The sequence below is a fragment of the Pseudonocardia sp. ICBG1034 genome (genome assembly GCF_020131375.1).
Lineage (GTDB): Bacteria > Actinomycetota > Actinomycetes > Mycobacteriales > Pseudonocardiaceae > Pseudonocardia > Pseudonocardia alni.
On the sequence record NZ_JAHLEK010000007.1, the window covers coordinates 1 to 9,733 of the forward strand.

Consider the following 9,733-nt stretch of genomic DNA (forward strand, 5'->3'; position numbering starts at 1 on the left):
AGGGCACCACCGCCACGCCGCGGCTGCGGCGCCGCCTCCCGCTCTGGGTGGCCGCGCTCGCCGTCATCGGCTGATGCTGCTGGCACTGGTCCTCGGGCTGTTCAAGCCGCAGGTCACGACGCTGCTGATGAAGCTGACCGGGTCGCAGACCCGCACCATCCACTTTCGCCGCGAACCAGTTCCTGTTCGAGGACGCGTCGAAGGCGAAGGTCGCCGGTGTCGACTCCGGTGTCGTCAGCTCGGTCGACCCGGCCCCCGACGGCGGTGCGATCGTGACCGTCGTGGTCGACCCGGAGGTCGTGGACACCGTCGGCGACCAGCCGTCGGCGCGCCTGCGGCCCACGACCCTGCTGTCCGGCCTGTTCTACATCGACATCGTCCCCGGCGGTGACCGCACCGCGGAGTGGACCCAGCAGATCCCGGTGGACCGCACCCGGCTGCCCACCGAGGTCGACGACGTCGCCGAGCGCCTGCAGCCCGACGCCCTGGAGGGCGCGAAGACCGCGGTCACCCAGTTCGACGAGACCCTCGCAACGCCGGCGGCAACGAGGCGCTGCACGAGCTGCTCGCCGTGGCGCCGGGGACCTCGGCCCGGGCGCCGGGGTCATCGAGTCCCTGCGCGGCACCCAGCCGGAGAAGGACCTGACCGACGTCGTGCGGGGCCTGCAGCGGACCACCGGCACGCTCAACCGCGAGCCCGTCCAACTGGACGGGATCGTCGCGAACCTGCAGGACACCAGCTGATCCCGCCGGTGCCGCTGCCCCGCAAGCCCACCGCCGACCTGTTCAAGCTCCCCGGGAACGTCCGGGGCGCGGTGAAGCGTGTCCGTGAGGTGCTCGAGGCGGCCGAGGCCGATGTCGTCGTCGGGTTCGGCGGGTTCGTCTCGCTGCCCGCCTACCTCGGCGCCCGCGGCCGGGTGCCGATCGTCGTGCACGAGGCGAACGCCCGCGCCGGGCTCGCGAACAAGGTCGGTGCGCGGTTCGCCTCCGCCGTCTGCGTCGCGGTGCCCGGCACCGGACTCGCGAACGAGGAGGTGGTCGGGATGCCGCTGCGCCGCTCGATCACCACTCTGGACCGGGCGTCGCTGCGGCCGGAGGCCCGGACGCACTTCAACCTCCCGCCGCACGGACCGGTGCTGCTGGTCTTCGGCGGCTCCCAGGGCGCCCGGACCCTGAACGACGCGGTCGCCGAGTCCCTGCCCGCCTTCACCGAGCGGGGCATCTCGGTCCTGCACGCGTACGGGAAGAACGGCACCCCCGCCGACCCGCGGCCCGGCTACGTGCCGGTGCCCTACATCGAGCGGATGGACCTCGCCTACGCCGCCGCGGACGTCGTCCTCGGCCGGTCCGGCATGACCACCGTCGCCGAGCTCACCGCCGTCGGGCTGCCCGCGGTGTACGTGCCGCTGCCGCACGGCAACGGTGAGCAGGCGCTCAACGCCCGCCCGGTCGTCGAGGCCGGGGGCGGCAAGCTCGTGCAGGACGAGGACATGAACGGCGACCGCGCGATCGACGAGCTGATGCCGATGCTCACCGACCCCGACCTGGCCCTCGCGATGGGCCGCCGCGCCCGCGCCGCCGGGCACGGCGAGGCCGACGAGAGGATCGCCCGCATCGTCATGGAGGTGGCGGGCCGGTGAGCGTGCTCTCCGACCACGTCCACCTCATCGGGATCGGCGGCGCCGGGATGAGCGGGATCGCGCGGATCCTGCTCGCCCGCGGAGCGACCGTCTCCGGGTCCGACGCGCGGGACTCCCGCACGGTCACCGCGCTGCGCGCGCTCGGCGCACGCGTCGAGACCGGGCACGACGCCGGTCACCTGCGCCACGACGGCGAGACCCCGCCGACCGTGGTCGTCTCCACCGCGATCCGGGAGACCAACCCGGAGCTGGCCGCCGCCCGCGAGCGCGGCTACGACGTCGTCCACCGGGCGGTCGCGCTGGCCGCGCTCACCGAGGGACGGCGGCTGGTCGCCGTCGCCGGGACGCACGGCAAGACCTCGACGACGTCGATGGTCACCGTCGCCCTGCAGCACGCCGGGGCCGACCCGTCGTTCGCGATCGGCGGCGATCTGTCGGTGTCCGGGTCGGGCGCCCACCACGGCAGCGGCGACGTGTTCGTCGTCGAGGCCGACGAGAGCGACGGCTCGTTCACCGCGTTCGCCCCGTCGGTCGCGATCGTCACCAACGTCGAGCCCGACCACCTCGACCACCACGGCGACGAGGCCGCCTACCGGGCGGTGTTCGAGCGGTTCCTGGAACGGCTCGTCCCCGGCGCCACGCTGGTCGCCTGCGCCGACGACCCGGGGTCCGCCGAGGTCGCGGTGCGGGCGGAGGAGTCGGGCGTCACCGTGCTGCGCTACGGCCGCACCGCGACCGGCCCGCACGACGCCCGGCTGCTCGAGTTCACCCCGGACGGCACCGGCTGCCGCGCACGGTTCCGCACCGGCGACGCCGAGCACGAGCTCACCCTCGGCGTCCCGGGCGAGCACATGGTCCTCAACGCGCTCGGTGCGTTCCTCGCCGGCGTCGCCGTCGGGACCGACCCGGCCGTGCTGCTGGAGGGTCTCGCCGGGTTCGGCGGGGTGCAGCGCCGGTTCGAGTTCAAGGGCCGCGCCCGCGGCGTGTCGGTCTACGACGACTACGCCCACCACCCCACCGAGGTCGCCGCCACCCTGCGCGCCGCCCGCGAGGCCGCGCCGGTCCGCGACGGGCGACGCGGCCGCGTCCTGGTCGCGTTCCAGCCGCACCTCTACTCCCGCACCCGGCTGTTCGCCGCCGAGTTCGGCGCGTCGCTGTCGCTGGCGGACGAGGTGATGGTGCTCGACGTCTACGGTGCCCGGGAGGATCCCGAACCCGGCGTCGGTCCGGCGCTCATCACCGACGCGGTGACGTTGCCGGCCGGGCGGGTGCACCGAGCCCCCTCGTGGGAGCGGACACCCGCGGCGATCGCCGCGCTCGCGACCGACGGCGACGTCGTGATCACCATGGGCGCCGGTGACGTCACCGCGCTCGGGCCGGAGATCCTGCGGGAGCTCGCCGGCGAGGGGTGAGCGCGCGACACGGCGGCGGCACAGCGGGGGCACGATGAGCAGCGACGAGCAGGACACCGGCGACGACCGGGCCCGGGACGGTGCCCGCTCGCCGGGCCGCCGTGACCCCGAGCAGGAGCGCCGCGCCGCCGAGCGCGCCCGGCGCATCCGGGAGCGCCGCGCCGCCGAACGCCGCGCCGCCGCCGGGACCCCCGCCGCCGACGGCCACGACCAGCCCGACGAGCCCGGGGAGACCGGCGACCGGGCCGCCGACACCGACGAGGTGGCCGGCCCGGCGGGCCGGGGGAGCGGGCGCGGCGCGGCTGCCGCGGTCCGGGAGCGCACGGCGGCCCGCGCGGCCGAACGGTCCCGCAGCCGCGACCCGCGCTACCGGCGCCGTCGCCTCGTCGCCCTGCTGGCCACCGCCGCCGTCGTGCTCCTCGGGGTGTCCGCGGCCGGCTGGTGGGCGCTGGGCCGGTACGGCCCCCCGGTGGCCACCGTGCGGGTCGACGGCACCCGCCAGATCCCCGTCCGCGACGTCGAGGACGCCGCGGGCGACCAGACCGGTGTCCCGCTCGCCGCGGTCGACACCGACGGCGTCGCCGCCCGCGTGTCGGCCATCCCCGGCGTCGCCGCGGTGGAGGTGGACCGGTCCTGGCCGGACACCCTGGTGGTGGCCGTGACCGAACGCACCCCGGCCGCGCTGCTCGACACCCCGGACGGACCGAAGCTCGTCGACGTCACCGGGTTCGTCTACCGCGACGCCCCGCCCGACGTGCGACTGCCCCGGCTCCAGCTGCCGCGCGTCGCCCCGGACGATCCCGCCACCCTCGCCGCGGTCGGCGTCCTGCAGGCACTGCCGGCCCCGGTCCGCGACCAGGTGCAGACGCTGTCGCTCGGCGGGGGCGGATCCACCTTCGAGCTGGGGCTCACCGAGGACCGGCGGGTCCTGTGGGGCCCGTGGCCGGACACCGACCGGACCGCCGCCCGGGCCCGGGTCCTCGGACCGGTGCTGCAGCGCGAGGGCGCCGTCTACGACGTCTCCAGCCCGTCGCTGGTCACCGTCCGGCAGCGTTGACCCGCCGCACCCGGCCCGATGGTCGCGGTGGGTGACCGTCCGACGACCGTGCGGGTTTCCATCGGCGGCGAGGTCGAACCACCCGGGCGGGGTGTTGTCGTCGTGCGGCGCGCCTGCTGGACCCGGGCACCGCACTCCACTTAGCGTGCGCACCCGAAGGCCCGGGGCACCCGGAGCTTGACCCACCCGAACCCCGGACCCCGAGCGACTGGAAGGTGCCGCGCATGACGCCCCCGCACAACTACCTGGCAGTGATCAAGGTGGTCGGCATCGGTGGCGGCGGCGTCAACGCCGTCAACCGGATGATCGAGGTCGGCCTCAAGGGCGTCGAGTTCATCGCGGTGAACACCGACGCCCAGGCCCTCCTCATGTCCGACGCCGACGTGAAGCTCGACATCGGTCGTGAGCTGACCCGCGGCCTCGGTGCCGGCGCCAACCCCGAGGTCGGGGGCAAGGCCGCCGAGGACCACGCCGAGGAGATCGAGGAGGTCCTCAAGGGGGCCGACATGGTCTTCGTCACCGCGGGCGAGGGCGGCGGCACCGGCACCGGCGGCGCACCCGTCGTCGCGTCGATCGCCCGCAAGCTCGGCGCGCTGACCATCGGTGTCGTCACCCGCCCGTTCACCTTCGAGGGGCGCCGCCGCGCCGGGCAGGCCGAGGAGGGCATCCAGGCGCTCCGCAACGAGTGCGACACCCTCATCGTCATCCCGAACGACCGGCTCCTGCAGCTCGGCGACGTCGGCGTCTCGCTGATGGACGCCTTCCGCTCCGCCGACGAGGTGCTCCTCTCCGGTGTCCAGGGCATCACCAACCTGATCACCACCCCCGGCCTGATCAACCTCGACTTCGCCGACGTCAAGTCGGTCATGTCCGGGGCCGGGTCGGCGCTGATGGGAATAGGGTCCGCACGCGGCGAGGGCCGCGCGGTGCAGGCCGCCGAGAAGGCGATCAACTCGCCGCTGCTCGAGGCGTCGATGGACGGCGCGCAGGGCGTGCTGCTGTCGATCGCGGGCGGCTCGGACCTCGGTCTGTTCGAGATCCACGAGGCGGCGTCGCTGGTCCAGGAGGCCGCGCACCCCGAGGCGAACATCATCTTCGGCACCGTGATCGACGACTCGCTCGGCGACGAGGTGCGGGTCACCGTGATAGCGGCCGGCTTCGAGGGCGGCACGCCGACCCACAAGAAGCTCGAGCCCGCCGTGTTCGCCCGCGGCACCCAGAAGTCCGCCGAGCCGGCACCGCAGTCCGCGCCGCCCGCGCCGCAGCAGGCCGAGCAGACCCAGCAGCACCACACCCAGCAGCACCAGGGCCAGCAGCCGCAGGGCCAGTCCCGCTGGGCCGCGACGACCGCGACCACCCCGTCGGCGCCGCACCTGCCCGCCACGGCGCAGGCCCCCGAGCGCACCGGGACGCTGCCGCCCGCGCAGCCCACCGCCCCGGCCCCGCGCCAGGGCGACACCCAGCACCACGGCGGCGACGGCGCGTCCGTCCCGAGCGGTCCGATGTCCGCGCCGGCCTCGCCGACGTCGGCCCCGGCCCAGCACGGGACCGTCGGCGGGAACCCCGCGGCGCGTCCGGCCGAGCCGGTCGAGGACGAGGTGGACGTCCCGCCGTTCATGCGGCGCTGACCCGCGTGCCGGACGCACCGACACCGGCCACGGCGGCCCGCGCGGGCGGCACCCGCCGCGCGCGGATCCGCCGGGTCACCACCACCCGCGCCGGTGGCCGGTCCGAGGGCCCGTTCACCTCGTTCAACCTGTCGTCGGGGGTCGGGGACGACCCGGCCGCGGTGACCGGGAACCGGGCCCGCGTCGTGCGTGAGCTCGGCCTGTCCGGACTGGTGTTCCTGAACCAGGTCCACGGCCGCGACGTCGCCGTGCTGCGCGAGTCCCCGCGGGCCCGCCCCGGCACCGGCGGGGTCGCCCCGGACATCGCCGACGTCGACGCCGTCGTCACCGACGTGCCGCTGCTCGGTGTCGCGGTGCTCGCGGCCGACTGCGTACCGGTGCTGCTCGGCGACCCGGTCGCCGGCGTCGTCGGGGCCGCCCACGCGGGCCGCGTCGGCGCGGCCGCGGGCGTCGTCGACGCCGTCGTGACCGAGATGACCGCACTGGGCGCGCAGCCCGCACGGCTGGAGGTCCTGCTCGGGCCGTCGGTCTGCGGCCGCTGCTACGAGGTGCCCGCGGCCATGCGCGCCGAGGTCGACGCCGCGCTGCCGGGCAGCGCGTCCACCACCCGCACCGGCACCGCCGGCCTGGACCTGCGTGCCGGGCTCACCCGCCGCCTCGCCGACCTCGGCGTCACGAAGGTCGCGACCGACCCGCGCTGCACCGTCGAGGACCCGGACCTGTTCAGCCACCGCCGCGACGGCCGCTGCGGCCGCCAGGCCGGGATCACCTGGCTCGACCCGCGCTGACCGGCGCCCCGGTCCGGCGATCCACGCCACGCGGGGCTCGCGGGCGCCCCCGCGGGCGGGAACGATGGACGCCGTGTCCGATCCCCGCACCCCCACCGCCGACCGCGTCGGCGAACTGACCGACCGACTGGCCGCCGTCCGCGAGCGGGTGGCCGAGGCCTGCCGCGCCGCCGGCCGCGACCCCTCCGAGGTCGGGCTGCTCGCCGTCACCAAGACGATCCCGGCCGCCGACGTGGCCGCACTGGTCGACCTCGGGCTGGACGCCTTCGCCGAGAACCGCGCGCAGGAGGCGGCGTCCAAGGTGGACGAGGTCCGGGCCCTGCGCCCGGGCGTCTCCCCGGACTGGTTCTTCGTCGGCGGGCTGCAGCGCAACAAGGTACGGACGGTGCTCCCGTGGGTGACACGGATCGACTCCGTCGACTCGACCCGGCTGGCCCGCGCGATCGACAAGGAGGTCGCGAAGGCCCGCGACGCGGGGGATCGCGGCGGCCCGCTGCCGGTGCTCGTGCAGTACAGCGTCGACGGCGACGCCGACCGCGGCGGCGTCGCCCCGGAGGGGCTCGTCGAGCTGACGGACCTGGTCACGGAGCTGCCGGGGCTGGAGCTGGCCGGGCTGATGGCCGTCGCGCCGCTGGACTGGGAGCCCGATGCGGCGTTCGAGCGGATCGCCGAGGCGCACCGGGAGACCGTCGGGCGGCACCCCGGTGCGACGGTCCTGTCGGCCGGGATGAGCGGGGACCTGGAGTCGGCGATCGGTCACGGATCGACGGTGGTGCGTGTCGGTACGGCCCTTGTGGGGGATCGGCGGATAGCCTCCGAGTAATCGCTGGTGGGTGTGGGTACTGAGCAGGTGGCGGAGACCGCACCGCCGGCGAGACCGTCGCCAGAACGCGGGGTGCGCGTGCGGTTGGGACGCGTACGGAGTCGAGCAGTACTGCGAGGGGACAGCGGATGAGCGCGATGTACCGGCTGAAGGCGTACTTCGGCATGGTCCCGGCCGACGAGATGGACTACGTGGACGAACCGGATCACTACCGGGGCGGCCACGAGCACCACGCCGGCCCGCGCGGTGACCGTTGGTCCGCCGGGGCCGGTCGGTTCGCCGACCAGGCGTCCTACGACGACGACCGCTACGAGACCGCGGTCCGCTACGAGGACGGATGGGGCGCCCGCCCGGCGCGGGAGACCCTCCGTCCGGCGCGCGCCGTGCGGCAGGATCCACGCGGCGAGCGGGAGACGCTCGGGCTGGTCCCGGAGCGCGGGAACCTTCCCACCCCTCTCGGAGGGGGCGCCGGAGCGGCCGTCCGCGGGGCGCTGGCGATGGACCCGGAGACCCTCCGGGGCCCGGCACGCGAGGAGCGGAGCGAGCCCGTCGTGGCTCCCGCGCCGGTTCCGGAGCAGCGCGACCGGGCCGCCGCGGGACCGGCGTCGATCACGACGCTGCACCCGCGCAGCTACAACGAGGCCCGCACCATCGGCGAGCGCTACCGCGACGGTGTGCCCGTCATCATGAACCTCACGGATCTGGACGGCGCGGCGGCGAAACGCCTGGTCGACTTCGCCGCGGGCCTGGCGTTCGCACTGCGCGGGAGCATCGACAAGGTCACCGACCGGGTGTTCCTTCTCACGCCGGCCGACGTCGAGGTCTCCGCGGACGACGCGCGGAGGCTCGCCGAGCGCGGAGCTTTCCGACAGGATTGAGTCGTGGCCGACCCGATCCTGACGCTGATCTACTACGTCCTGTTCTTCTTCTGGCTGCTGCTCGCGGCCCGCATCGTCGTCGAGATGGTCCGGTCGTTCGCGCGCCAGTGGCGACCCGCCGGAGCGCCCGCCGTGGCGCTCGAGGTCGTCTTCACCGTGACCGACCCTCCGGTCAAGTTGCTGCGGAGAGTGATCCCCGTGGTCCGTATCGGAGGCGTAGGACTGGACCTGTCGATTATGGTTCTGTTGCTGGTGGTGTTCATCTCGATGAGCGCCGTCAGATCACAGCTCCTGGGATGAGCCCCAGTCACCCGGGAGTGCCGCCGAGGACCGCATGAGGTGATCCGATGCCGCTGACGCCCGCCGACGTTCATAACGTCGCGTTCAGCAAACCCCCGATCGGGAAGCGGGGTTACAACGAGGACGAGGTCGACGCCTTCCTCGATCTGGTCGAGGCCGAACTGGCCCGGCTGATCGGGGAGAACGACGACCTGCGCGACCAGGTCGCGCAGCTGGAGCAGCGTCTCGGCGATGCCGAGGCCGACCTGGAGGAGGCGCGGAGCCAGCCGGCTCCGGCGCAGACCCAGGCCCTGGCCGCCTCCCCGTCGCCGATGGGCCGTGGTGCGGGTGCTCCCGCTCCGCAGCTGGCCGGTGCCGGACCCGCCGATGCCGACGGCGGTGACCACCACGTGCAGGCCGCCAAGGTCCTGGGCCTCGCCCAGGAGATGGCGGACCGCCTGACCGCGGAGGCCAAGAACGAGGCCGACACGATGCTGTCGGACGCCCGGAACAAGTCCGAGCAGCTCCTCTCGGACGCCCGGACGAAGGCCGACGGCCTGGTCAACGACGCGCGCTCGCGTGCCGAGACCATGCTCAACGACGCCCGCACGCGGGCCGAGACGCTCGAGCGCCAGTCGCGCGAGAAGGCGTCCGGCCTGGTCAGCGAGGCCGAGCGCAAGCAGAACGAGATCATGGGCGCCATCCAGCGCGACAAGTCCGTTCTGGAGAAGAAGATCGACGAGCTCCGGACCTTCGAGCGGGAGTACCGCACCCGTCTGAAGACCTACCTGGAGTCGCAGCTGCGTGACCTGGAGGGTCGCGGTTCCGCTGCCCCGTCGGACGGCTCCGGTGCCACCAGGTCGGGCTCGAACGGCGGGTACGCCGCCTCCGGGTACGGCCAGCGGGCCGACACCGGGAGCTGACCGCCCCACGGCGCCTCCGAGGCGCCGGGGACGACCGACGACGACCGGGTAGCGGACAGGTGCCGCTGCCGACCGACGGAGTTCGCCGATGCTGGTGCTGGTCCTGATCCTCGTGGTCATCGCGCTGGTGCTGCTGCTCGCAGGATGGTTCCTGCACGTGGTGGCACTGGCGTGGACATCGGTGGTCATCAGCCTGATCGCGGGCCTGGTGCTCGCCTACGACTGGTGGCAGACCCGTGCCGCGGTGAAGGCCGGTGACCGGGCGGAGGCCGACGCCTCCGGTCGAGGCACCGGCGCCCCCGCGG

At 74.7% G+C, this 9,733-nt stretch carries 9 protein-coding genes and 1 pseudogene; all 10 read left to right on the forward strand.

All coding sequences use genetic code 11. The annotated features are described in order from the left end of the window. Window positions 1-182: 182 nt before the first annotated feature. Entirely contained in the window at window positions 183-1,640 is a 1,458-nt protein-coding gene (locus KPF22_RS00315; protein ID WP_374107441.1) for a glycosyltransferase, read from the forward strand. 47 nt (window positions 1,641-1,687) lie between these two features. Next, on the forward strand, window positions 1,688-3,052 hold the full coding sequence (murC, locus tag KPF22_RS00320) for a UDP-N-acetylmuramate--L-alanine ligase (protein ID WP_244326383.1): 1,365 nt from the start codon (window positions 1,688-1,690) through the stop codon (window positions 3,050-3,052). Between the two features lie 34 nt (window positions 3,053-3,086). After that, window positions 3,087-4,109, forward strand: a complete 1,023-nt coding sequence (locus tag KPF22_RS00325; RefSeq protein ID WP_224400911.1) for a cell division protein FtsQ/DivIB — start codon at window positions 3,087-3,089, stop codon at window positions 4,107-4,109. Window positions 4,110-4,333: 224 nt separating this feature from the next. Then, window positions 4,334-5,737 carry a cell division protein FtsZ gene (gene ftsZ / locus KPF22_RS00330; RefSeq protein ID WP_224400912.1) on the forward strand — a complete coding sequence of 468 codons (1,404 nt, stop codon included), beginning with the start codon at window positions 4,334-4,336 and terminating at the stop codon, window positions 5,735-5,737. Between the two features lie 5 nt (window positions 5,738-5,742). Next, window positions 5,743-6,525: a peptidoglycan editing factor PgeF gene (gene pgeF / locus KPF22_RS00335; protein WP_224400913.1), complete on the forward strand. Its 783-nt coding sequence runs from the start codon at window positions 5,743-5,745 to the stop codon at window positions 6,523-6,525. 64 nt (window positions 6,526-6,589) lie between these two features. Then, entirely contained in the window at window positions 6,590-7,348 is a 759-nt protein-coding gene (locus tag KPF22_RS00340; protein ID WP_208820705.1) for a YggS family pyridoxal phosphate-dependent enzyme, read from the forward strand. A 128-nt stretch (window positions 7,349-7,476) separates the two neighbouring features. Further along, window positions 7,477-8,226 (forward strand): cell division protein SepF, encoded by a 750-nt coding sequence (locus tag KPF22_RS00345; RefSeq protein ID WP_062402184.1) that lies wholly within the window; start codon window positions 7,477-7,479, stop codon window positions 8,224-8,226. Between the two features lie 3 nt (window positions 8,227-8,229). Further along, window positions 8,230-8,526, forward strand: a complete 297-nt coding sequence (locus tag KPF22_RS00350) for a YggT family protein (protein WP_373324230.1) — start codon at window positions 8,230-8,232, stop codon at window positions 8,524-8,526. 47 nt (window positions 8,527-8,573) lie between these two features. Next, entirely contained in the window at window positions 8,574-9,428 is an 855-nt protein-coding gene (locus KPF22_RS00355; protein ID WP_062402187.1) for a DivIVA domain-containing protein, read from the forward strand. Between the two features lie 88 nt (window positions 9,429-9,516). Next, window positions 9,517-9,733, forward strand: a pseudogene (locus KPF22_RS00360) (hypothetical protein); the annotation flags it as partial.

Coding starts and splice junctions, on each gene's coding strand:
- murC (WP_244326383.1), top strand. CDS start 1,688: ATGAGCGGGATCGCGCGGATCCTGCTCGCCCGCGGAGCGACCGTCTCC.
- KPF22_RS00325 (WP_224400911.1), top strand. CDS start 3,087: ATGAGCAGCGACGAGCAGGACACCGGCGACGACCGGGCCCGGGACGGT.
- ftsZ (WP_224400912.1), top strand. CDS start 4,334: ATGACGCCCCCGCACAACTACCTGGCAGTGATCAAGGTGGTCGGCATC.
- KPF22_RS00340 (WP_208820705.1), top strand. CDS start 6,590: ATGGACGCCGTGTCCGATCCCCGCACCCCCACCGCCGACCGCGTCGGC.
- KPF22_RS00345 (WP_062402184.1), top strand. CDS start 7,477: ATGAGCGCGATGTACCGGCTGAAGGCGTACTTCGGCATGGTCCCGGCC.
- KPF22_RS00355 (WP_062402187.1), top strand. CDS start 8,574: ATGCCGCTGACGCCCGCCGACGTTCATAACGTCGCGTTCAGCAAACCC.